16 protein-coding genes and 1 riboswitch are annotated in these 23,905 nt (G+C 48.9%); of the genes, 4 read left to right on the top strand and 12 right to left on the bottom strand.

Going from position 1 to position 23,905, the window contains the following annotated elements; genetic code table 11:
• Window positions 1-180: 180 nt before the first annotated feature.
• From H1230_RS27750 to H1230_RS27765, 4 genes are all read right to left on the bottom strand, one after another.
• Window positions 181-924: an amino acid ABC transporter ATP-binding protein gene (locus tag H1230_RS27750; RefSeq protein ID WP_275591003.1), complete on the bottom strand. Its 744-nt coding sequence runs from the start codon at window positions 922-924 to the stop codon at window positions 181-183.
• Between the two features lie 15 nt (window positions 925-939).
• A complete protein-coding gene (locus H1230_RS27755) occupies window positions 940-1,599 on the bottom strand; it encodes an amino acid ABC transporter permease (protein WP_239713027.1) in 660 nt (219 codons plus the stop codon).
• A gap of 30 nt (window positions 1,600-1,629) precedes the next feature.
• Window positions 1,630-2,394, bottom strand: a complete 765-nt coding sequence (locus H1230_RS27760) for an amino acid ABC transporter substrate-binding protein (RefSeq protein WP_239713028.1) — start codon at window positions 2,392-2,394, stop codon at window positions 1,630-1,632.
• 180 nt (window positions 2,395-2,574) lie between these two features.
• The gene (locus H1230_RS27765) at window positions 2,575-3,714 is read right to left on the bottom strand and encodes a polysaccharide deacetylase family protein (RefSeq protein ID WP_239713029.1); all 1,140 of its coding nucleotides are present in this window, start codon (window positions 3,712-3,714) and stop codon (window positions 2,575-2,577) included.
• A 488-nt stretch (window positions 3,715-4,202) separates the two neighbouring features.
• Here H1230_RS27765 and qoxA point away from each other — a divergent pair, with 488 nt between their 5' ends.
• The 4 genes from qoxA to qoxD are packed head-to-tail and all read left to right on the top strand — an operon-like array spanning window position 4,203 to window position 8,090.
• Window positions 4,203-5,219, top strand: coding sequence for a cytochrome aa3 quinol oxidase subunit II (qoxA, locus tag H1230_RS27770; RefSeq protein WP_239713030.1), 1,017 nt, complete (start codon window positions 4,203-4,205; stop codon window positions 5,217-5,219).
• A gap of 39 nt (window positions 5,220-5,258) precedes the next feature.
• Window positions 5,259-7,202 (top strand): cytochrome aa3 quinol oxidase subunit I, encoded by a 1,944-nt coding sequence (qoxB, locus tag H1230_RS27775; protein ID WP_239713031.1) that lies wholly within the window; start codon window positions 5,259-5,261, stop codon window positions 7,200-7,202.
• Window positions 7,199-7,795, top strand: coding sequence for a cytochrome (ubi)quinol oxidase subunit III (locus H1230_RS27780; RefSeq protein ID WP_239713032.1), 597 nt, complete (start codon window positions 7,199-7,201; stop codon window positions 7,793-7,795). The genes qoxB and H1230_RS27780 overlap by 4 nt, the downstream gene beginning before the upstream one ends.
• Window positions 7,796-7,799: 4 nt before the next feature.
• Window positions 7,800-8,090 carry a cytochrome aa3 quinol oxidase subunit IV gene (qoxD, locus tag H1230_RS27785; protein WP_239717601.1) on the top strand — a complete coding sequence of 97 codons (291 nt, stop codon included), beginning with the start codon at window positions 7,800-7,802 and terminating at the stop codon, window positions 8,088-8,090.
• Window positions 8,091-8,321: 231 nt separating this feature from the next.
• Here the strand turns inward: qoxD and H1230_RS27790 are convergent, their stop codons facing one another.
• From H1230_RS27790 to H1230_RS27825, 8 genes are all read right to left on the bottom strand, one after another.
• Window positions 8,322-10,031: a methyl-accepting chemotaxis protein gene (locus H1230_RS27790; RefSeq protein ID WP_239713033.1), complete on the bottom strand. Its 1,710-nt coding sequence runs from the start codon at window positions 10,029-10,031 to the stop codon at window positions 8,322-8,324.
• Window positions 10,032-10,178: 147 nt separating this feature from the next.
• Window positions 10,179-10,868: an ECF transporter S component gene (locus H1230_RS27795; RefSeq protein WP_239713034.1), complete on the bottom strand. Its 690-nt coding sequence runs from the start codon at window positions 10,866-10,868 to the stop codon at window positions 10,179-10,181.
• A gap of 3 nt (window positions 10,869-10,871) precedes the next feature.
• Complete coding sequence (locus tag H1230_RS27800) at window positions 10,872-12,563, bottom strand: ABC transporter ATP-binding protein (RefSeq protein WP_239713035.1); 1,692 nt, start codon at window positions 12,561-12,563, stop codon at window positions 10,872-10,874.
• The gene (locus H1230_RS27805) at window positions 12,479-13,423 is read right to left on the bottom strand and encodes an energy-coupling factor transporter transmembrane component T (RefSeq protein WP_239713036.1); all 945 of its coding nucleotides are present in this window, start codon (window positions 13,421-13,423) and stop codon (window positions 12,479-12,481) included. Before H1230_RS27805 ends, H1230_RS27800 begins: the two co-directional genes overlap by 85 nt.
• Window positions 13,420-14,343 (bottom strand): DUF4430 domain-containing protein, encoded by a 924-nt coding sequence (locus H1230_RS27810; protein ID WP_239713037.1) that lies wholly within the window; start codon window positions 14,341-14,343, stop codon window positions 13,420-13,422. Before H1230_RS27810 ends, H1230_RS27805 begins: the two co-directional genes overlap by 4 nt.
• Before the next feature lie 105 nt (window positions 14,344-14,448).
• Complete coding sequence (locus H1230_RS27815) at window positions 14,449-18,963, bottom strand: S-layer homology domain-containing protein (protein WP_239713038.1); 4,515 nt, start codon at window positions 18,961-18,963, stop codon at window positions 14,449-14,451.
• Between the two features lie 173 nt (window positions 18,964-19,136).
• Window positions 19,137-19,335, bottom strand: a riboswitch (cobalamin riboswitch).
• Between the two features lie 210 nt (window positions 19,336-19,545).
• Complete coding sequence (locus tag H1230_RS27820; RefSeq protein WP_239713039.1) at window positions 19,546-22,614, bottom strand: GAP1-N2 domain-containing protein; 3,069 nt, start codon at window positions 22,612-22,614, stop codon at window positions 19,546-19,548.
• Window positions 22,611-23,873, bottom strand: a complete 1,263-nt coding sequence (locus tag H1230_RS27825; RefSeq protein ID WP_239713040.1) for a hypothetical protein — start codon at window positions 23,871-23,873, stop codon at window positions 22,611-22,613. Before H1230_RS27825 ends, H1230_RS27820 begins: the two co-directional genes overlap by 4 nt.
• Window positions 23,874-23,905 lie beyond the last annotated feature (32 nt).

Below are 23,905 nucleotides of genomic sequence, written 5' to 3' on the forward strand. Positions count from 1 at the left end.
ATCCTCCCTTCACTTTGTTGCATCAGCGTATTTGCTAGGTGTATTAACTGTACTACTATTATTAATACAGTTATGACTTTATGTCAACAGCAAATAGGGCTGCCCCTCGTAGATAGAAAGAATCTACAATAGGACAGCCCTATTCTTTAGCAATTATATTTAAGTATTAGAATAGCTCGCCTACTCCCGGCTCAGGAACATTCGAGTCCGCTCTAGCTGCGGGCTGCCGAATATCTGCTCAGGTGTTCCAGACTCTGCAATCTCCCCATTGTCCATGAAGATCACACGATCCGCTACATCACGGGCAAAGTTCATCTCATGCGTAACGATGATCATTGTCATATTCTCTTCAGCAAGCTGGCGGATGACACGCAGCACCTCACCGGTTAGTTCAGGATCTAATGCAGAGGTAGGTTCATCGAACAACAGGATGTCCGGATTCAGCATGAGCGCTCGGGCAATGGCTACCCGCTGTTTCTGTCCGCCGGACAGCATGGAAGGGTACACGTCACCCTTATCGGTAAGACCTACCTTGGAGAGTAGGTCTTTACTTTTGGCGGTGATATCCTTAATGCTCTCCCGTTTCAGCGTACGCGGAGCAAGCTCCAAATTCCCACGTACCGTTAAGTGGGGGAACAGGTTAAAGTGCTGAAATACCATTCCCATGGGGGCGGTAATCTCACGAATCTCAGCAGCGCTAGCGTATTTCCCGTCCTTGACCAGAGGTTTACCGTGAATGATAATGCTGCCACCGGTAGCCTCCTCCAGATGCACGAGACTGCGCAGCATGGTGCTCTTCCCGGAACCGGAAGGCCCAATGACTGCGACGGCTTCCCCAGGATTCACAGCAAATGTAACCTTTTTCAACACTTCGAGGCTGCCGAATGATTTCTGCAGCTCTTTTACTTCTATCATGCTACTCATATTTGGACAGTCCTTCTATTCGAATTTGAAGCGTTTCTCCAGTGCCTTGAAGAATAACGTCAAGACCAATGTCATTAGCAAGTAAATCACACCAGCCACGACAAATGGGGTTACTGTAAAGTCACGGTTCACTGCTGTTTTGGCATAATTCAGCAGCTCTGGTACGGCAACAGCGTACAATAGGGCAGTATCCTTGACTAGAGAGATTGATTCATTCGCTACTGCAGGCAAAGCGACCCGGAACATTTGAGCAACAATAACCTTACGCAATGTCTGCCATTTGCTGAGACCCAATACCTTGGCCGCTTCATGCTGTCCTTTATCAATTGAGAGCATCCCCCCGCGGAAGATCTCGGCAAAATAAGCACCATAATTAAGAATAAAACCTAAACTGGCTGCGACAAAACGATCCATAACGAGATACTGCCCAATCACCGGAATCTGCGGCAGTCCAAAACAGAAGAAGAGCAACTGCAGCAAAAGCGGCGTGCCGCGCATAACGTAAATATAACTATGTGCGATCCATGCTAATGGCTTAATAGCGCTCTTTGCCATCAATGTAACCAGAAATCCTAATGGAATCGACACCGCGATGACGATCAGAAACAGCAACGCAGTGGTCCGCGCTCCCTCCAGCATAGGCCCGGCAATCTTTATTATATATTCCACATTCATGTCTACTACCGACTCCTAAATGATACCAATCTATTTCAGTACCTTGTTCTCCCCAAACCACTTCGTTGAAATTTCAGCGGCCGTTCCATCGCTATTCAACTCATCCAGAGCCTTCTGCAGCTCTGTAAGCAACGCCTCATTGCCTTTCTTGATCCCGATGCCATATTGCTCAGGCGCAAGTGATTCATCCAGCAGCTTGTAGCTATCCGGTTCTTTGGACATGTAATATCTTGCTACCACTTCATCTATGACTACGCCATCGAGACGTTTGGTCTTGAGGTCTGTCAGGGCAAGTACGTTATCCGGATATTCGGAGACATTGGCAATTTTCTCTTTGATTGGACTTGCATCGAGTGCATCAGCAGCCGAGGAGAGACTTTGCAGCCCGACTTCTTTGCCAGCCAGATCATCGAGCTTTGCTAACGTTGAATCGGCCAATACGACTACAACCTGACTATTCTCCAAATAAGGTTTAGTGAACAATACCTTTTCCTTACGTTCATCCGTGATCGTATATCCGTTCCAGATCATATCAATACGTCCGCTATTCAACTCCGATTCCTTGGCAGACCAGTCAATCGGCTGGAAGGTGATCTCTTTACCCATTTTCTCAGCCGCTGCTTTTGCATAGTCTATATCAAAACCAACAATCTCATTATTGTCATCTCTGAAGCCCATTGGCGCGAACTTATCATCTATTCCGATCACCAGCTTGCCATCATTGCCACCGGAGCAACCCGCCAATGCCGCTATGACTACAACTAATATCAGAATCAACAATCCTTTTTTCTTCATCTCTCTATTCCCCCTAGAAAATAACACACTTCACAGCGTGCTTTAGTTCGTTAACACGTTATCAGACTATAATGATAACATAGCATGTGAACTGAGTCGATAGAAGAGAGAGACTTATCTGTGTTCAAGAAGAGAAGTATAAGGATAAGTTATTGTGTGAAAACATATAAGTTACAGTGATTACCGTTCATCCTTCCAGAAATTCACCGGATGCAGATCATTCGTAATAATCTGGAACTGATATCCTTCCTTCTTCAGAGAGTTCAGAATACGCGGCAGAACCTTTAGCGTCGCCTTCTGATCATGCATCAGAATCACCGGGTTGACCTTAGCCCGCTTAAGCTTATGAACCTGATTCATAACCAAATTATAAATCGTCTCGCTATCCTCCTTATACTTCCAATCCTCCGAGTCTACGTTCCAATCCCACAGGTGATAACCTTGAATTAATACCTTATCCCTGAACGACTGGGTAAAATAAGGTTTGCTTCCATAAGGCGGTCGGATTAGCGTAGTACCCACTCCCGTTACCTTCTTCAACACTGCGTTATCCCCCTGCATTTCTGCCAGTGCCGCCGCTGGTGAAGCATAAAACTTCTCTTTACGGTGTGTCATCCCATGCAAGCCCACTCCATATTTGTCCTTCGTTATACGTTTCACCTGAGTTGGATAGCTACTGATATGAGGCCCCAGCATAAAAAAAGTTGCCTTAACATCAGATTTCTCCAAGATATCCAGCAGCTGCGAGGTCGTTGCCGAAGGCCCGTCGTCAAAGGTCAGAAATACGGTGGTGCCCGGTTTCGCAGTGGCTACTTCCGGAGCTGATGCCGGTGGTTCTGCTGGCTTCAAGTCATTACTATATTGACTTAAGAATGCATCATCCGTTAATTTAGCCGTCGCATCCTCTACCCTCAATAAATATTTTTCAGGCTTAAAGGAAATAGTAAACCCAAGATAAGCGACCATTCGCAGCGGAACCATCAGCTTTCCCTGTTGCTGGAATGTGACGAGCGATATCGTGCTTCCATCCTGAAGAACGGCATTGGCATTATCTTTTAATAGTCTAAGTGATCGCGTCTGTCCCTTAACTTCTATCCCGTCCAGTAAGCCTGTTAGCGTCAAATTCAGTACACCCGCCAGGTCACGAAGCGGAACATAATATGAATCTTTTACAGATACAGCTTCAATATCAGTCAAATGATCATCAACCCCCAATTTAAGGGATTTATCACTCGCTGCGCTGGCTATTCCCGACTCCATAGTCAAACATAAACTGATGAATAAACCGATAAATAATAACACTACTCTCTTTGTAGACACTAAGCAGCAAACTCCTATCTATGTATATTTACCTTTTACTTTATCATAGATAAATAGATTGGAATTTGAGAGATTGTAACCGAATACAGACGAATTGTTACCTTTTCAATTTAAAAAGCGAGCCAACCTCATATCACAGCGATCTGCAACATCTGTCGAATCCTGTCGCATTGGCAAGAAAGCGCTTAATTTTAGGTTTTTTTGAGTAAAATAAATGTGACAAATTAAGTAACAATACATAATCGTTGAACTTTTTTCGAACAATGACAAAAATAAAGAAAGCAGCGCCATTACAGTGATCTTTATCATATCATTAGATGTTCGTAACAAAATGATCACATATATTTAACTAGATCGCCATTATTAAGGTCTTTTTTAGTAAAATATCTAAAATATGTCTTTTGCATTATCTCCGCGAAATTCTTACTATAGATAGAGGTTAAAGTTTTCGGCTAATGAAAAAGTACTATATAAGGAAGGAGTACAACATGAATAAAAAGGGGCCGTTATATGTTTTATTTCTCAGTCTTGTCTTCCTCTTACCAGGGTGCAGTTCACTCACTGTTCTAAATCCGAAGGGGCCAGCCGCACGAACGATATCGGATACGATCATCCTCTCCATTCTTGTGATGCTCGGTGTTCTGGCTGTTGTGTACATCTTATACATCTTTATCCTTGTGAAATATCGTGCCAAAAAAAGTAATGAGGGTTATGTACCTCCACATGAAGAGGGCAATAAATGGCTGGAAGCACTTTGGATTGCTATTCCTATCATTATTGTGGCTTTCCTCTCCGTCATTACCGTTAAGACGACTAATGCTGTAGAAAACGTTCCAGCGGATTATAAAAATCAGACACCGCTCGTTATTTACGCTTCTTCATCGAATTGGAAATGGCATTTCAGCTATCCGGAGGAAGGCATTGAGACGGTGAACTACGTTAACATTCCTACTCACCGCCCAATAGAATTCCGTATGTATTCTTTCGGGACCATCACCAGTCTGTGGATTCCTCAATTAGCGGGCCAGAAGTACGCGATGAGCAATATGCTTACAAAGCTCAACCTGGTCGCTGACTCTGAAGGTTCTTTTATTGGTAAGAACGCGAACTTCAGCGGTAGGGGATTTGCTTACATGGAGTTTGAGACATTGGCCATGAATACCAAGGATTATGATAAATGGGTGAAAGAGGTTAAGGAAACCGCACCAGCGCTCACAGAAGAAGAATTCAAGAGTCTGCTGGCGATGGAGCATCTCGGACGTAAAACCTACTCCTCGACCCATCTGACCTTTAGTCCACCTCCGGCGGATCATGGTGAAATGAATTCCGAGGACGGTATGGACATGGATATGGATAACGGAAGCATGGAGCATCAGGATAACACAAAGATCCATCCTTCTCCGGCACCAGAAAGTGAAACAGAATTCGACAGTGTGCCTAATCCTGAGCTTGATGAGCCTGTACCTACCTCAGCGGTAGAAGAACATACACACCAAAGCAACTAAGCTACAGCTTAATTGAACAACCTGAAAGGAGCTACCCTAATGGATTTTGAAAGATTTAAGGTGCATGGCGAACCGTTGATCTACGGAGCAATGATTAGTATCGCTCTGGCTACGATCGGAATTATCATCGGTCTAACCTATTTTAAAAAATGGGGCTACCTCTGGCGCGAATGGCTAACCACAGTAGATCATAAACGTATTGGGGTTATGTACATCCTTGCTGCGCTGCTTATGCTCTTCCGCGGTGGCGTCGACGCTATGATGATGCGCCTGCAAACCGCAGCGCCGGAAATGAAGTTTCTAGATGCGCAGCATTATAACGAGGTCTTTACCACTCACGGCTTGATCATGATCCTCTTTATGGCAATGCCGTTTATCATCGGACTGATGAATGTTATCGTTCCCTTGCAGATCGGGGCTAGAGACGTTGCCTTTCCTCGTCTGAATGCCGTCAGCTTCTGGCTCTTCTTCTTCGGAGCGATGCTGCTAAATATTTCATTTGTTATCGGGGGATCGCCTGATGCTGGCTGGTCCGCATATTTCCCGCTCGCGAGTCTGGAGTTCAGTCCAACAGTAGGTAACAACTACTACTCCCTCGCCCTGCAGATATCCGGTATCGGTACGCTGCTCACAGGCGTCAACTTTATTGTGACGATTCTGAAAATGCGTGCACCAGGCATGAAGCTGATGAAGATGCCTATGTTTATCTGGTCCGCGTTGCTTACGAACGTAATTATTGTCTTCGCTTTTCCAGTGCTGACCGTAGCACTTGCCTTGATGATGTTTGACCGGCTATTCGGCTCTCAATTCTTCACCATGTCGAACGGCGGTATGGATATGCTCTGGGCCAACCTGTTCTGGGTATGGGGACATCCCGAGGTCTACATCGTTGTATTGCCGGCTTTCGGTATATACAGTGAGATTATCGCGACCTTCTCCAAGAAGAACCTGTACGGCTACACCTCCATGGTCTTCAGTATGGTGATTATCTCGCTCTTGTCCTTCCTGGTTTGGGCTCACCATTTCTACACCATGGGCCAAGGGGCAATGGTCAACGGCTTCTTCTCCATTACAACGATGGCTATTGCTGTACCGACAGGGGTTAAGATATTCAACTGGCTATTTACCCTCCGAAAAGGGCGAATCACCTTCACCACCCCTATGCTATACACGCTAGCCTTTATACCAATCTTTACGATTGGCGGGGTGACCGGTGTCATGCTGGCGATGGCCAGTGCCGATTACCAGTACCATAACACCATGTTCCTGGTAGCGCATTTCCACTACGTTCTAATTCCTGGTGCGGTATTTGCTGTTATTGCAGGCTTCCATTATTGGTTCCCTAAAGTATTCGGCTTCCGCCTAAATGACCGCCTCGGCAGACATGCCTTCTGGTGGATTGCCATTTCCTTTAACGTAACCTTCTTCCCTCTATTCCTGTTGGGACTGATGGGAATGACTCGCCGGACATACACCTATTCTGCAGAAACAGGCTTTGGTCCGCTCAATTCGCTTTCTTTTGTCGGGGCGCTTGGTCTGTGTATCGGGTTTGTCATTTTGGTCTACAACATCTATTGGAGTACACGTTATATGCCAAAGGATACGAACGGAGATCCTTGGGATGGACGTACCTTGGAATGGGCAACGAATAGTCCAATTCCGGCTTATAACTTTGCCATTGTTCCAAAAGTACAAACTCGCGATGCCTTCTGGGCTTCCAAGGTAGATAATATCCCGCTCTTTGAGGAAAAAATCACCAAAATTCATATGCCTAGCAACACTGGCAAGCCGTTTATCATGGGCGTTATCTTCTTCATCTTTGGCTTCTCCATGGTATTCAGTCTCTGGATTCCGGCGATTGTGGCAGCAGTGGGTATCGTTATTGTCATGGCCACCATGTCCTTTGACCGCGATCACGGGTTCTATATTTCAGCCGAAGAAGTTATAGCTACAGAAAAGAAATTGCGGGGTGAGACTGTATGAAAATAGATGCGTCTAAGCCGCTGGAATATTCGACTGAGGAGAACAGCAATAAAATTTTTGGCTTCTGGGTGTTTCTTGGAGCCGAGATTGCGCTGTTCGCCACTCTCTTCACCGTTTACTTTGTCATGGTAACGCGTTTTGCAAGCGGCCCTAACGGTAGTGAGTTATTTAAAATTACCCCTGTGCTGTTTGAGACCTTTCTTCTGCTCTCAAGTTCGTTCACGATCGGCCTAGCCGTTCATGCCATGCGTCACGGCTTCAAGAAAGCTATGATGGTCTTCATCGGCTTAACACTCGTGATGGGTCTCGGCTTCCTTGGTATTGAAATCTCGGAATTCGTCACCTATATTCATGAGGGAGCTACACTCCAGACCAGCGGCTTCTTGTCCAGTCTCTTTGTACTACTCGGAACGCATGGAGCTCACGTTTCCTTTGGTTTCTTGTGGGGTTCGGCAATCCTGATCCAGGTCTGGCGGCAAGGGATTAACCCAGCTACCGCCAATAAGACCTTTATCTTCTCACTGTACTGGCATTTTCTAGATGTTGTCTGGATCTTTATCTTCAGCTTCGTCTACCTGAAAGGACTGATGTGACATGATGAAGCAACTGTTTCCAATTCGCCATGTGATGGGTTATCTGGCCTCTCTTGTCCTTTCTGCCGCTGCACTCACTGTGATTTATGCTGATCTGTCTGATTCAGCAAATATCGTTATTCTGTTAATTACAGCACTGATTCAGGCATCGTTGCAGCTGTTCCTGTTCATGCATATCGGAGAAAATGCCGAGACCAAAACAGAATTATACCTCAATATTGCCTACGCATTATTTGTGGGTTTGGTCACGATATTCGGAACACTGTTTATCTTCGTATGGGGCTGGTATTCTTAACTCCTCTTGAAATGAATATGGGCTATCCCACAAGCCATGAAAATGGCTGAAGGGATAGCCCTTTTTTTTCGAGGAAGTTTCCGCAGGCGATTGGAGCATCTCTACGTGAACGACATACCAAAAAATCATCTCGTTTGTGTCGCCGCTACGGAGCAAAACAAAGACTAGCCAGTCTCCGATACTTGGAGACTGGCTAGTCTTTTATATTTTATAACTTCGAAGTGCAAGTAGCTATAACCTGAACCGCGATAGACTCTTCTGCAGTTCCTCTGCCAGCGTGGCCAGATATTGAGCTGAAGCCAACATTTCCCCCATAGCAGTAAGTTGCTCCTCGCTAGCAGTTCTTGTGTCTTGAATGTCCTCTGCTCCTTTATTCGAGATCGCTTGAACCTGATCCATAGCCTCAGCGACGCCCTGTGATTCTTTTGAAATATGACCCATAGCCGCTCTGATCTCCTCAGTCTGACGGGTCGAGTCCTTTATAGAGTTCTGAATCTCTACAAAAGCCTGGGATACCAGCTCACTTTGCGCTACACCATGCGACACTAACCGGGAACCCAGTACCATCGACTCCACGGCACTTCCGGTTTGCTGCTGAATGTGTGTAATAATGTCTGTAATTTGCAGCGAGCTTACCCCCGTTGCTTCCGCCAGCTTGCGAATCTCTTCGGCAACTACAGCAAAGCCTTGGCCATGCTCGCCAGCTCTGGATGCTTCTATCGACGCATTAAGCGACAATAGATTTGTCTGACTGGCAATTTCGTTAATAGTAGTAATAATGGTATTGATCTCCTGCGAAAGTCTACCCAGATTACTGACAACCTCCTGGCTCTCTGTCACACTTGTGTCGATTTCTTTCATTTGAGTGATGATTTGATGTACAGCCTCCGCACCGCGGTCCGTTGCAACGGCGGCTATACTCATAAGATCTGACATCTCATTACTGCTGCGTTCAACTGCTGATATATCCTCTGCCATAGCCTGCACGGATTGCGAAGTACGGTTAATGCTGCCCAGCTGTTCATCAAAGCCGTCTGCAATCTCACCGGAGGTCTCGGCAATTACTTTAGAAGCCAGCGAGGTCTGCACCGCACTTGCACTCATCTCCTCCGCTGAAGCCGATAACATCTCTACACTCTCCGTAACCCCCTGCATCATTGTCCGCAGACTGCCAAGCATGCTATTAAAGGAACGGTTAATAAGGCCGATCTCGTCATTGGAATCATAGACAACTGCAGCTGTCAGATCTCCTTCTTCCGCACGCTTCATCAATCCTTGCAGCTCTTTCAGCGGTTTCGTAATTAACCGGGTGATGATCACGCTGATCCAAACACAAATGATCCAAACAATAGTAATAAAAAGAATATTTAGCATCTTGAATTTATCTGCGCTGGCTACGGTATCCGTGTTATGAACCGCAGCATCTTTAAGCAGCAATTCAGCTGTATCATCAAGTAGAGCAACCATTTTCTCTCGGGAACTACTAAATTCACTTCCGGAGAATAAGTCATACCCCTCATTATTCATATTATTATCGCCGAGCTGGACAATATTATCGCGTTGGGCACGATAGTTCGACAGCAAGGAAATATACTCATTAACTTTTCCGGTAACAGTATTATCCTTGAAGGAGATCAGCTTCAGCTTGCTTAACAGATCATCGTTCTTTTTAATATTTTGCTTGATGCTGTTAGTAAGCTCCTTATTCCCTGCATCATCCGTTGACAATAGATTTTCTAGTAAAAAAGATTCAATAGCCCGATTATTACCCCGTATTTGTGTTATATAGGAAATTGGGAGCAGGTTCTCATTATAGGTATCCGTTGATCTGCCAGCCATTTTATCTGTTGTGACAATGCCGGTAATCCCTATTGCCAGAAGCATTATAATAACTACTACCATCAGTAGTGCCATTTTGTGTTTCACTTGCAAATTCCTCATGTCTTGATCCCGCCTTCTAGATGACTTTACGCATACACCTAGTATATCGGTGAAAAAGATCGAATACATGACATCAATACTGAGAACATTGTCGAATTATAGAAAATATGTCGTATGAGTCCTGAAACTAACCCTATTAGTGGGTCTTTATTCCTGCTGCAGCAGACCATATTTCTTGCGGAAACGCTGCAGCACCTTGATCCAGCCTCCAGCCAATAGGGATAGAAAGAAAACATTGGATAAAGCATGGGCCAGATCAAAATAAAAGCTGGAAGCATACGCAGCGGCCACAAGGCCCCAGCTAAAGGCATCAGGCAAACTGATAATATACCATATATTCATGATCCAGCCGAACAGAAATCCCCAGATGAAGCCGAAGATTAGCATCCCGGTTCTTGTTCGCATCCACCTGGTATTGCGCAACCAGCCCGCCGTGAGGCCGACCATTCCCCAAGCGAACATCTGCCAGGGCGTCCAGGGGCCTTGACCAAAATAAACATTGGAGACAAGCGCAGCAACTGCCCCAATGATAAATCCTGCCTCCGCTCCGAAAACATAGGCCGAAAGGATTACGATTGCCGACACCGGCTTAACGCTGGGCAAGGCTGCAAAAGGAATCCGGCTGACGGCTGCTACAGCAGATAATACAGCCAACAGTACCAGCTCGCGCGATTCAAGAGCTCTGCGCTCCAATCTTACAAATAGCGGAAACAGCGCTGCAGCAACCATTACCAGACTAAGCAGGATATAATGACGGTCCTTCAGTGCGGCGGTAAGCGCCAGCATCACTACAAATAACGCCAGGGCAATCAGGAGCGGAAAGCGAAATCGGGCCATTGCTTAATTCACATCCTCTATAGTCAATGCTTGCGGCAGCCAATCCCGCACCATGCGGTTTACAGCTGTAGTATAGAAATAATTCGCACTAAAAAAGCTTTCCGGCGCACCTTCCGCCGTAATACCTCCGTCAAAGAGCATCGCACAGCGTGAAGCATATTTGGCTGCAAACTCCACATCATGCGTCACAATGACGATGCTTGCCCCTCGGCTTCGCAAGTGCTGCAGCAGCGAGGCCAAACTTTCCTTTGCCCCAGGATCTAATCCCTTGGTAGGCTCATCCAGCAGCAGGATATCAGGCTTCAGCAGCAATACCATCGCCAGCGCGACCTTCTGCTGCTGTCCACCGCTAATATCCTGCGGATGGCTTCCCCATAGGTCTTGAAGCTGAAAGATATCGGTCAATCCTGCAATTTCATGCTGGGACTCTGCTTCCGTCATCCTGGCATACTGCGCCATATGCTGCAGTTCTTCCAATACCGTGTCCTGGCTGAAATAGAGTAACGGATTCTGCGCCAGATATCCGGCGCTTACTCCTTTGGCGAGCTCTGCCTTGCCTCGCTGTGGCTTCGCAAGGCCGCTGATCACATGCAGCAGTGTGGACTTCCCCGCACCGTTTCCGCCCATGATGGTCAGAAGCTCCCCCCGAAACAGCGATAATGACAGCTTCTTCAGCACCTCCGGTCCATCCTTCTCATACCGGAAGGTAACCTCACGGCAGTTCAGCAGTACCTCTGCTTGTTTGGCAGACGACCGTGATCTTGCGACTCTGGCTGCACCATCGGTGGATTGCCCTGCATTTGCCGCAAATCCAGCAACCTCAGATTCTCCAGCTGCTGTCTCCAATAACTGCCGCTTTTGCAGCCATTGCTTGCCCTCGCGAACGGTCAGCGGAAGAGAACTCAGCTCCGCAGACTCCGCTTCAGGCGAGAGTCGCAGAAACAGGCGGGCTGCCGTAGGCAAATAAGCTAAATGAGACGGAGATAGCTCTTTGCCGATCCTCCGCACCATTTCCCGCGGGCTGCCGTAGGCCTTCAAGGCCCCATCTTCCATTAGCAGGACACGGTCAGCTAAGGGCAGCACCTCTTCCAGCCTATGTTCGCTGATGATTATAGTCATCGACATTTCCTCATTCAAACGCTGTAGAATTCCGATGAATTCCCTTGCAGCCACGGGGTCCAGCTGTGAGGTCGGCTCATCCAGCAGCAGCAGCTTGGGCTGAAGCAGCAGGACGGAGGCCAGATTAAGCAGTTGCTTTTGTCCACCAGAAAGCTCGTGCACCGACTTATATAACAAAGGCTCCAACCCGAACAGTCCGGAAATTTCCGCCAGTCTGCTGCGCATTACGGAAGGTGGATAACCCATATTCTCCATGGAAAAAGCCAGCTCATGCCATACGGTATCCATCACTATCTGCGCATCCGGGTTCTGGAACACCATCCCGATCTCTCCGGCTGCTCTTTCCGGTGACAACTCGGCCAGCAGCTGGCCTTTATACTTGAGCGTTCCACTGCCGGTCCCCACGGGTGTAAGCTCCCGCTTCAGGTGACGCAGGAGTGTTGTTTTGCCGCAGCCCGAAGGTCCGCAGAGCACTACAAATTCCCCTTCATTTACCGTGAACGAAAGCTCATGGAGCGAGTCCCTGCTTTCATCGGGGTAACGGAAGGATAACCGCTCCGCCGTGATGATCTCCATAACCATTTCTCCCTTCCTTCCAGCCCTAAGGGCGTCAGCACGAACAGGCAAAAGCTCGCGAACACTGCAGCTTCGTCCCAGCTGAATACCGCGGGCTTCATGCGTGGATAGATCTCCAGCATGGCGTATCCTTGCAGCCAGCCAAGCAGTGTAAACAGACCGCTGACCGTTAGTACAATTAAGATCCAGATATCCTGCCGGTCCAGCTTGTAGATTCCGTAATTGCTGCGTTTATGGAGGCCATAACCGCGGGCTTTCATTGAATCGGCACTTTGCAGCGCCTCCTCCAGCGACCAGGTTAAGAGCACCTTGAGCAGCGTCATACCGTCTTTCATTCTTTTACGCAACTTCCCCGAGTTAACGTTAATGCCTCTAATGCTCTGAATTAAGGTGATCTGGCGCAGACGCCTTTGGAACAACGGTACAAACCGGATAGCCATCAGGCTCAGCAGCGCAGTTCTCGGTGCCGCTGCTGCGAACAAATACATAAATTTATCTGTCGTGACTGTGTAGTTATAAGACATAAATACGATAAAAATCGTCAACAGCACCAGCATCATCATCACTCCATAGAGCACGGCTTCAAGCGTAATCGGCTGATCCAGCAAATAAAACAGGATATTAGCGCCTCTATGCGAGAACAACGGATTCATTACGGCAACGGAACCGGCCATCAGCAGGTAAAAGGGCAGGGCTCGCAGTAAATGCCGCCCCTGCCCCTGCATAAGCAGCAGCCCCAATACTCCAATCATTTCCGTAAGCAAAAACACGGGGTGAAACAGCAGAGCAGCGAACAGCAGCAGCCCTGCATAATATAATAAAGTTACGGCTGGATGCATGGAACGGAAGCCATTGTTCATGGCCCCTTGGCTCCGATATCCTTGCCCATATCAAGCGTGTACAGCCAATCAATCGTATCTCCCGCCTTCACGGTATAGGCCCCTGCGCTTTTGCTCGGGAATTCTCCATTTACCCGGTACATCCAGCCGCTCTCCGCACCATGGTCGAATTCGTACAGATTATCAATGCCTTCGATGTAGGAAAATCCTTTGGCACCGCTAAATTCCATCTGCATTTTATTCGCGCGGGTAACTCGCTTGAGCAGATCCAGCACACTGTCGCCCTCCTCCAACTTCACTGAGGTGGCAGACATAATAATGCCAAACTCCTTATCCCCGACGATGGATAGGGTGGCGGTGCTTGCTGCTGCATTGTCCGCAGGTTTCACCGAAGCTGCGGGTTGAACTGCTGTCGCCGGCTTCGCTGTGGACGGCGGCTTGGCCGTAGCCGTTGGCTGTGCAGCAGCTATAGACGGCGCAGAGACCTGCGCAGATGGAGAGCCTCCATCTGCGTGATCTGCTTCTGGCGAAGCCTTAGAAGCAGAACCAGCATTGCCGGCAGCCGGACTTGGCGTTGCTGCCGGTGTGGTTCCTGCCGGAGCCGCAGCCGACTCCGGGCCGGAAGCAGCCGCAGGCTTGCCGCTCGGCGCGGCAGTCGCTGGCTGTGCTGTGCCTTCGCCTGCGGCTGCGGCTTGCGCAGACGCGTTGGCGCCTGTGGCAGGAGGCGCGGACTGCAGCGCCCCTGTTCCTGCTTCCGGCACCGATGCAGAGCCGGAAGCCTCAGCCTCAGCCCCGCTGCTCTCTAAGTTACCGCTAACGTTCGAAGTCGTTTTTGCACCAGAAGCTTGCGGTTCACCGGAAGAACATCCAGTCACCAAGATTAGAGTTATGGGCAGGACTACCAGAAAAATATTTAGTAAACGTGTAGCTAGTTTGGACATTATTCTGCACACCTCCGTAAAAAGGGAAAAGAACGAGGGCTGGCAATAACCTCCCCCGTTCCATCCCTTCTCTATATACTTTCAATTGGACGTTAAGACAATTATTTAGGGCAATCTGACGGCTACCGCAGCCGCCATCTCTCTAGTGACAGAGGCTGAAGGATTAAAGGCTCCATTGAAACCAGTCATATAGCCCAACTCTGCCACGGAATGTACGGCAATCGAGGCATACGGACTGATTTTGCCTTCGTCTTTAAAGCTCTGTACGTCAGTTGGACCACTAAGTTTAAACGCTCTGGCAATCATCACAGCCATATCCTGGCGGGTGATTGTCCCGTTCGGATTAAAAGCTGTCGCGCTGATCCCGTCAATAATGCCCAGCTCTTTCGCTTTCAGCACATCTCCATAGTACCATGCCCCAGCTTTTACGTCGCTGAATACAGGTGCTGTGGAAGCTGCTGCTGGCGCATTGTGGGTCAATCTCAGCAGCAGTGCTGCAAACTGTGCCCGTGTAATGTTTTCTTTAGGTGCAAACACTAGGCTGCTGCCACTAACACCTTGCATCAGCTTTCTATCATAGACCGCATGTACGGCATCCAGCGCCCAAGCCGAAATTTGCTGTTCGTCATCAAAAATTACGCTTATGGCAGTTGGAACGGAAGAGAGACTGTACAGCTTTGCTTGCCCGTTCAGGAATCGGTCATAGGCCGTCAGAGCCAGAAGCACCTGCTCAGTCGCAAGGCTGTTGCTTATGGCATCCGCTGGAGCATGGGCGTAACCCCCGTCTGCCTTTTTATAAGCTGCCAGGTTGCTAAGAAGCCCACCCTTTGCTTTGACAAACCGGGAATCATTAGGGCCTGCGCCCGCTGCGGACAGAGCAATAATAACCTGAGCTACACTCTCGCTATTCTCCTCACCGGACAGCTTATAGCCGCCGTTCTCCAACTGCTGCTGTGACAGCCAGTTGATCGCTTTGTCGATAGCAACTTTCACTGCCGCCTGCTCTCCATGAGCTGAAAGCGCGGCAACTGCCATAGCGGTTATGTCCACATTATTGACCTCGCCTGCGGTCAACGGGAAACCGCCGTCTGTGTTTTGCTGCTCCAGAATCCACTTGAGCAAGCTTTCCTTATTCCACTGTGCATTGGCAGGTACACTGTAGGCTGCGCTATCCAAGGCAATCAGGGCAAAAATCGGTCCGTTGCTGCCTTGATTAAGCATATTCGCATTGTTGTATATCTTCTCGATCAAATTAAATCCGCCGATATTCAGTGGATCACCGCCACTAGCCGCTACCGCCAAGGCGAGTCGCTCATAATCAGTTACCTTGCGGAATTCGCCTTTGTTCGCGATTAACTGCTCTTTCACTCCATTTAAAAAGCTGGATGGCACCCCATTGCCGGATCGCGCCAGGCCAAGGGCCTGCCAAGCACTAATCTCTCCGGCTGCTGTAATATTCTTCGCCATAGCGGCGATATCGCTCTTCAGCTGTTCCTGCTGCGGTTCCCATTTACTGCGGTCAATGACTGCATACGAAGTGAAATGACTAACCTTGCCTGTGATGACTCCAGTCTTGACATCCAGACTGGATGGAACAGGAATCCATTGATTAGTCGTCTTGTTGAGCCAAGCCACAACCAGATTGCCCGGGAAATTTGTGGTTACCGGGATCGTAATTGCTAAGTCCACGGGCTTGGTGAATTTAGTGCCATCAGGAGTGAATTCGTACAAACCGGATACCAGTTCACTGAGGTTTGAGCTCTGCTCCTGTACTGTGATCTTGACTGGACCCGAGACCGCTCCAGCCGGGATCTGCAATTGCACTTCACGAGTACTATCCGTAAGCGTAGCCGCTGCACCTGCTGTAACCTCCTGTGTGACGGATACTTTATTGGCCGCCAAGTTTGTGCTAAGTACCGCCGCTTGCGCAGCTGTCATTTTGGCGCTCAAATTAGTAACAGCTGTTGTCTCTCCCACTTGATTAAGCGGCAGCGTGTTGTCTACAGTGATGCTTACTGCGGCCCCAGCGCCGGAAGCACCCGTTCCTGCCGAACCATCCGCTGGTTGGCCCAAATCAGCTCCAGCATTAGTGGTATAACGCCAAGCTAACGTATCGCCATTCCCCAGAAAATATGCCCCTGCACTAACATTCTGATATACCCCGTTGACCGAATACATCCAGCCACTTAATGGCCCGCGGTCATATTCTGCCAAGCCGTCAATGGCTTTCACATACAAACTTGATCCGCTGCCATAAGTAGTGACCTTGCTGCCCAATTGGCGGACTAGCAGGCTGTATGGCGTATCTCCAGTGTTCAAAGCGACCTTCGTGCTGGAAAGAATCGTTCCACGTGCACTGTCCCCGATTACGGAGATTGTCGCAGAGGGCGAAGAAACAACCAGTGACTGTGTATAACGAGCCACCTTCGGTGTATGATCTGCCACATAACCAGTAACCGCTATAGTATAAGTATCTGCCGACAGTCCTCCAGCAAAAGAGACCATGCCTTGAGCATTCGTCGTTTCGGTCTTGCCGCCGATGGATACCTGCACGTTAGCTGCTGGTGAAATCACCGGGTCCGAGGTATAAGTAGTCTTATTCCACACCCATTCCTTTTGGGTAACTGTTACTGTAAACGCCTCTCCCCGCAGGGGTTGCGCTGGGGAAACGGCCACAGCATTGACCACTTGTGTTGTGCTTCCTGCATAATAGACAAGCACATGGTCTGATTGCTGCAGCTCAAAAGCATCCATCCCTACACTTGGGTAGATCCATTCACCGTTACGTGAGACTACAAAGCTCCACCATCCATCGTAAGTTCCACTCGCAATTCCATTAATCCCTGATACATAGCTTCCATATGAAGATTTGGTAATATCTATTGGAATATGATTTGATGTTGTAAGCTGCTGTAAAGCTTCAAGTGCATTGGCAGCTTGTAAGGTTCCCGCAGCGATAGGACCTTGGGGTCCTTCGACAGACAGCGAGGCTGTTACATTCTGAGGCACCACCTGCAAGGCTTGCGTATACTTCGCTACTGATGGCAGTTTCCCCGGCGAGGGTAGCTCCCCCGGCTTGTAGTCGGTTATAGTCAGCGTGTAATCACCAGCTGGAACACCGGCTGCAAACTCTGCTACTCCGTAAGTATCTGTAGAAACCGTTTGGGTTCCAATCTGAACCTCCACATCATTAGCCAGTGCCGTTACAGGATCTGATGTAGATGTCTTGCTGTTCCAGACCCATGTTTTCTTAGTCACAGTAACCTTAAAAGGTGTTCCTTCTTTAGGCTGTTCCTGAGAGAATGTAACGGAATTAACTAGTTGAGTATCGCTTCCCCCATAATAAATCAGCACCTTGTCTGAAGCTTTAAGAACAAAGCCACTCATGCCTACATCCGGAGAGATCCACTGGCCGTCACGGGAGACAGCATACATCCAGCCATCCCAACCGCCATAACTTCCAGCCACAACTTTTCCAATCCCCTTGACATAATTGCCTGAAGCGATTACTAACGGGAGACTTTTCTGTACTGCCAGCTTCTGCAAAGCTTCAAATACATTCCCTGCATACGCACTTCCCTGGGCCAATGTACTCTCAGGGCCTTCAATAGTAAGCGGAACATAAACCAATGGGTTCTGTACTGCTGGATTAGAGAAATCGTATAATTTACCGTTGCCACCTTTAGTGAACAGGTTATAGGCAACCAGCGCCTGCAGCCCTTGCTGGGTAGCAAACACGTCAGAGCTGCTGTTCTGACTATGAGCAAAGCTGCCATCTGCGAGGTGGAAGCTTAACAATTTCCCGACGAGCTCTATATTATTCTTGGTGAAATCTGCACCAGCAGGGTCTATTCCAAAAGAAGACAGACCTATGATCGCTTGTGAGACACTCTCGCTGCTAATCCCAAAGCCGCCATTGCCATCCTGTGCAGCGGATAACCAAGCTACTGCCCGTTGTCCCGCTGAATTGGCCGCTGAATTATCTTTATGAGCTGCCAATGCAGTCAAGACCATCGCCGTCATATCGACATCGCTAGCTCCCGTGTTTAAGGTAAAACCGCCATCTGCATTCTGTTTGGACAGAATTTCGGTGAGCAGCTTATCCGCTGTCCATAACGCATCACCAGGAACGGTATACTGACCTGAATCCAAGGCCAGCAGTGCATAGACTGGATTATTGAGCGTCTGACCGCTCATCTTATCATTGTTATAAATCTTCTTAATCAGATTGTAACCCAGCTCAGTATAATGGGCAGGATCGGCACCCATTGCTTTTGCAGCAAGTACAATCCGGGCGTAATCCGTAACATTCGAGAAATTCCCCTGAGCGGTCATCACTTGATTCTCAAGCGAGTGAACATAGCTATCTGGTACTTTATAGCCAGCTTGGGCCAGACCAATAGCTTGCCATTCCGACTCTACTCCACTATTCAAAATAAACTCGGCGGCCGCGTATGTTGCCTCAGTCACACTAGTCACGCCAGTCCCTTCCTGTACAGCGGACTGCTGTGCCTCAGCATAGACCTGTCCAGCCGGAACAAGTGATGTACCTAGAATCGAAATGACGAGCAATAAGGCCAGACCAAGCGTAAACAGCTTGGAGGAGAAAATATTCTTCATAGTTAACCTCTTTCTGTGAATGAATTGGGTATTATAAATTCTTATAACGCAACATAAAAACCGCCCTAAAAGGGCGGTCCGGGAAGAATACATATATTGAGGTCTGCGGTGCATAAAGCTCCAGTGACACTACCAATCTACATATGTTCCACATTCTCACCCCTCGAAGAATAGAAACGTTCACGAAAAAGGCAGGTCTCCTGACTTATGCATCCATCGCATCTCTTCACCTTCCCATCCTAGTTCTAGGACAGTGGCCTATGAAAGAGCTGCTCTGCATTTACAGTGGCGGGACCGCGCCGGATTTGCACCGGACTTCCCTTTTAAGCAGGCTCTTCTGACAGAACCTGCACCTTTTTCAAAATTAATATTTAATTTTAATGTTCAAAAAATAGTTCTAATTCATTGTAAGGTGTTTAGAATATATTCACAAGGATTTATATTATTCAATTCTTATATTTGGAAGAAGTCTACAAGGGACATGACAGAGGCAATCGTAAACTGATGCAGATAAAAACTCCTGAATCCGCGCAGACCTTTACCTCTCGGTAGAAGTCCTGCACAGTTCAGGAGTTTTCGATTTTATTCTGCTGTTACCTCCGGGCTTGCGGTAGCTGAGGGCACAGCACTTGGATCAGCACTTGGACTATTACTTGGATCAGACAAATCAGGGGTTGATGCTGAGCCTGGGTCTGGCTGCAAGGTCAGCGAGTAATTCCCGGCTTTAAGCACACTGCCCTCCACTAATACTATTCCTGGTTCTAGTGTGGCATCAACCTGGAGTGAGACAGCCTGTCCCGTATCGGGCGAAGTCGTCTTCTCGGAGCCACTCACAGCAGTAGCAGAGGCTGAACTGTTGCTGCCTGCAGTATTCGCGGACGTAGCCGCGGCCTTATCTTTTGCTGCTGTATCAACCGTGTTGCCTCCGTTCGTCGCGTTCGCAGCCGCAGCCGCATCATTCGTCGCGGTTCCTCCAGTAGCGGCGTTGTCCTGATCCGCTGTTCCTGGCGTTCCCGAAGCTGGAACCGGACAGGTACTTTTGGTAGAGATCACTTTGTAGGTGTCCGTAATCTTCCCAGCGGAGTTGACCAAACCAATCTCCGTTGGCTTGAACTGGAGACATTCGTCAGCTTTGGCGAAGGTGAACACCAGCACACTGCCTGCCTCCACATCACTATTGCTCTTCAGATACACTGAAGCAGGGGGAAGCTGACTTACGGCCGTTTGAGCGGGAGTTGGCGAAGGGCTTGTCTCCGGCAAGGCGGTGCCTGCCCCCTCTGGACGCAGCATACTAATGATAATAATAGCGATAATCACCACGACTCCCAGAAGGGAGCCGGAGATCAGGAGTTGAAATCGGCTGCGGCTGATCCACCTCGCCAGTGACGAAGCCAGCTGGGAGCGGGCTTCATTATAGACATTTTGCAGGGCAGGGCCTGCCGCGGAAACATAGCTTTTGCGGAAATCACGGTTCTTGAAGGCTTCGCGATCATGCTTCTGGAAATATTTCAGGATCGCCCGCCGATAACCCGGATGAAGCTTCTTATTCGAGATGGAGAACAAAGAATTCCCTTGCGACCAGGCCAGAAACCGATAAACGTCCTCTTTATCCGCTCCGGTTTTGCGATTAACCAGCTTCAGCAGCTCATCATAATCGAGCGGTCCGCCCTCGCGGTCACTGCTGTGGTAGAAAGCCAGCGGAAGCCGATCGAACGGCTCCAGCGTCCGTGCCTCCTGCAGCCAGCGTCTGCCCAACAGCTGCACATCATCCAATTCCTTCGGCGACAGCTTATTGAAAATAGCCTCGTTCGGCTTCTCCTCCCCAAACCAGCGATAAGCGGCTCGCAGCGCATTGGCTTTTTGCTTAGTGATAAGATCAAGCGGCGGCTGCCAAACCATCCCCTCCCGGGGATCGCGTAAAAAAGCAATTTCCAACAACTGCTCCTGCGACATCTCAGAGAGCGACAAGCGGTTTAGCAAGAAGCGGTCCGCCACCGCCGTAAGCTCCTGCAACAGCGATAACACCTCAGTTGAAAGCCCCGTCCCTTTGCGCCGCTCTTTTTCCACTTTATCCACGGTTTCATGAATCGCCGCAACGGCAGCTACCGAATCAGTCTCCCGTTGCAGCTTCTCCAGCAAATAGTCTCTGACCGCGTCCCTGACAAAAGGCTGCAGCAGCACCTCCGGCAGAAACCGCCCCCATTGAACGACAAAGCCCATGATATCAGCGGACTTGGCTGCCGCCGCCAGCCGGGCTTCGATATAAGGCTCCAGCAGCTGTTTACGAAATACGGGCTGCGCCAGCACTCGTTTAAAAAAAGCTTCGCTAAGCTCATCATTGCTCTCGATAACACCGTAAGCAACGCCCAGTACATCCTCACGTCCGGCCGATTGACTATTCAGCATGCCATTGATGAAATAATCAACAACTTTAACCTTATAGGTATGCCCCTTCAGCGTGAAATACTCCTTGAAGATTTCCATAACTGCAGGCACAAGCATGCCTTTTTGGCGGATGAGATCATATTCACGGTCAAAACGCTCCAGAAACATATCATTCAGCCGAACTCTCGTATCTATAGCACCCTCTGTTTGCAGATAAGCGAGCAATCCGCCCAGCACAGCGCTTTTGTTCTCGGTGTAAAGAGCCTCATTACCCTGCTCAATCTCATAAAAAACAGCCAGCTCATTATAGAGCGCAGGGGAAAGCTTACGCTCTCCGCTCTCTCCAGCCAGCATGGAATCGGCAAAACGGGCAAAGTCATCCAATCCGTCCGTCTTCTGTCCTAGCATCTTCCACACCAGATCTGCGTAGGGTTGCCGGGATTCACCGAAATCTGCATTGCCTATCCGGCCTGTGACCAGGTCAAAGGTGAAATCTTTCTCCACACTGCGGTCACCAGGGCGGAGCGAACCCTTTTCCACAAAGGTAAGGTGAATATATTTGCGACTTTTGGGCTCATTGGCATACGTGATCACACCCAGCCTCCGGCGGAATTCATACGGCAGTGCGGCGAATATATGCTCCGTAAGCTCCGCAGCCCGTACCGAAAGCTCCGAGATCGGCACATCGAGCGCCACATATATTTTTTTCTTGCCAGCGACCGAGGTCATAACTGCCTGCAGCAGCGCCTTGAATAATTCTTCTCCAAATCCTAGTGAACGCAGGACCGCTAACGGATCAGAGCGCCGCACTTTGCGCAAGACGGGAATAGACGTAAGCTCTGGCAAAGTACCACCCAGCTCCCCTTCATAACTCCCCGCAAAGTCGGCTTGCAGCCAGTCCGCGTAGCTCAACACGATCTCCTCCGCACGGGAGGCAGGAACTACATAGTTATGTGCGAAAAAAGCGCTGCGCTGACCGGTGAAATCCGTCGCCTGATATTGATTGTTTCCGATAACCGTTTCACCTGACTCCGTATGGAACAGGTGCAGCTCAGCCGGATATAACGCTTCCTGCTTCTCCCCGCGCACAGTCAGCTCGGCTGGCGCATCGTAGAGGCAGAAGGGATGCAGTGTTTTTTTGACAAAATTATTGTCCAGGCTCTCCGACTTCGCTACCGTATCAAATCCTTCTGTCGAACGGTAAACTCCGCGGCGCTCACGGGTATACATCTGTTGAGTGATCTTGGACCCTGAAAAGGTACTCACGGGCCGTCGCTCCCCTCAATATAATGCAACTTGTGCAGCAGCCAGATAAACGGCTCGTCCACACGGATCGGACTGACCACACCTTCAATCTTCTGATTGACGGGATTGCTGCCCAGGGCAGATACGGCAAAGTAACCGGTATTGGAAAAGTACACATCCATCGTATCCTTGAACGGACGATCCACCTTGCTGATAAAGCGGCTGATTTCACCGTCGATATTGCGGACCTCATCCAGATTCAATGTTTTGCGATGAACGTAGTTATTGAACACATTGCTGTTGGATTTGATATAATCGCCATCCTCATCCTTCAGGGAATGCAGCATATCACTCTTGGCCAGCACGATGGCTGTCGGAATATCGGTTTTGCTCTTCTCCTGATAGGCGATGAAATCACCGAACATGGTCAGCACCACATCGCGCGGCTCGTCATATTGCGAGACCCATTCGCCGGGGCGATCACCGATATTAATCCGAATCTTCTCCCGAATGGAGCGGATTTGCAGCGGATCGACCATAAACAGAATACCGGCAGAGTTCTTGATATGCTGTCCGTGCAGCCCCAGATAATCCTGATCCACCATGCCTTCACCAGCCACATCGAAAAAGACCAGCGTCAGCGGCGGCTTCTCCTCATCCTTAAACACAAATTGAAAGATAAACGGCTCCTGCATTCTCTCTTTTTGCGTAGAAGCCAGTAGATCCCCACGCTCGAAGAGCGGTTCTTCATAAAGTGTGCGGAATTTGCGGCTGATCTCTGCATTTAGCGGCATACAGGCTGCGTCAAAATGGCCTGCCGTTGTATTCTGCAGCGTATGGATCAATGAGGTCATATAGACCGATTTCCCTACCTGGGAAGCTCCGATGATCGAAATAATGTTGCTCGGAACCTTGCCCGCGGTCACGGGCAGTTCATTATGGCAGGACGGACACAGCCGTCTGCGCGTCAGCACACCATAGCGGTCAGTCAGACCCGTCAGCACATGATCGGTGTAATGGTGATACTCCTCAGGAATATCAACTGGTTTAAGTATCGCTTCCACATCATCTACCGAATCGAGCCCGAATCGCTCGCGGTATTTATTCAGCGCATCATCCTCGCCGAGCGCGTAATTCTCATCGTCCTCCCGGCTATGCATCGCCCGAAAGACAACATCCGCAGGGTCAAACTTGGTGAAGCAAAACGGACACACAATATCATAATAGAGCGGCCGTGGCTGCGGCTGGTTTTTTTTCATAAAGCGGCTAAAAAAAGACATTTCTTCATCCTCCTTAAGTTCTATGGGCAATT

This window comes from Paenibacillus sp. 19GGS1-52, from assembly GCF_022369515.1.
GTDB lineage: Bacteria > Bacillota > Bacilli > Paenibacillales > Paenibacillaceae > Paenibacillus_AQ.

Bases quoted from the DNA above. Each gene is read 5' to 3' on its own strand.
- H1230_RS27750 (WP_275591003.1), bottom strand. From the start codon at position 924: ATGAGTAGCATGATAGAAGTAAAAGAGCTGCAGAAATCATTCGGCAGC.
- H1230_RS27755 (WP_239713027.1), bottom strand. From the start codon at position 1,599: ATGAATGTGGAATATATAATAAAGATTGCCGGGCCTATGCTGGAGGGA.
- H1230_RS27760 (WP_239713028.1), bottom strand. From the start codon at position 2,394: ATGAAGAAAAAAGGATTGTTGATTCTGATATTAGTTGTAGTCATAGCG.
- qoxA (WP_239713030.1), top strand. From the start codon at position 4,203: ATGAATAAAAAGGGGCCGTTATATGTTTTATTTCTCAGTCTTGTCTTC.
- qoxB (WP_239713031.1), top strand. From the start codon at position 5,259: ATGGATTTTGAAAGATTTAAGGTGCATGGCGAACCGTTGATCTACGGA.
- H1230_RS27780 (WP_239713032.1), top strand. From the start codon at position 7,199: ATGAAAATAGATGCGTCTAAGCCGCTGGAATATTCGACTGAGGAGAAC.
- qoxD (WP_239717601.1), top strand. From the start codon at position 7,800: ATGAAGCAACTGTTTCCAATTCGCCATGTGATGGGTTATCTGGCCTCT.
- H1230_RS27790 (WP_239713033.1), bottom strand. From the start codon at position 10,031: ATGAGGAATTTGCAAGTGAAACACAAAATGGCACTACTGATGGTAGTA.
- H1230_RS27795 (WP_239713034.1), bottom strand. From the start codon at position 10,868: ATGGCCCGATTTCGCTTTCCGCTCCTGATTGCCCTGGCGTTATTTGTA.
- H1230_RS27800 (WP_239713035.1), bottom strand. From the start codon at position 12,563: ATGGAGATCATCACGGCGGAGCGGTTATCCTTCCGTTACCCCGATGAA.
- H1230_RS27805 (WP_239713036.1), bottom strand. From the start codon at position 13,423: ATGAACAATGGCTTCCGTTCCATGCATCCAGCCGTAACTTTATTATAT.
- H1230_RS27810 (WP_239713037.1), bottom strand. From the start codon at position 14,343: ATGTCCAAACTAGCTACACGTTTACTAAATATTTTTCTGGTAGTCCTG.
- H1230_RS27815 (WP_239713038.1), bottom strand. From the start codon at position 18,963: ATGAAGAATATTTTCTCCTCCAAGCTGTTTACGCTTGGTCTGGCCTTA.
- H1230_RS27825 (WP_239713040.1), bottom strand. From the start codon at position 23,873: ATGTCTTTTTTTAGCCGCTTTATGAAAAAAAACCAGCCGCAGCCACGG.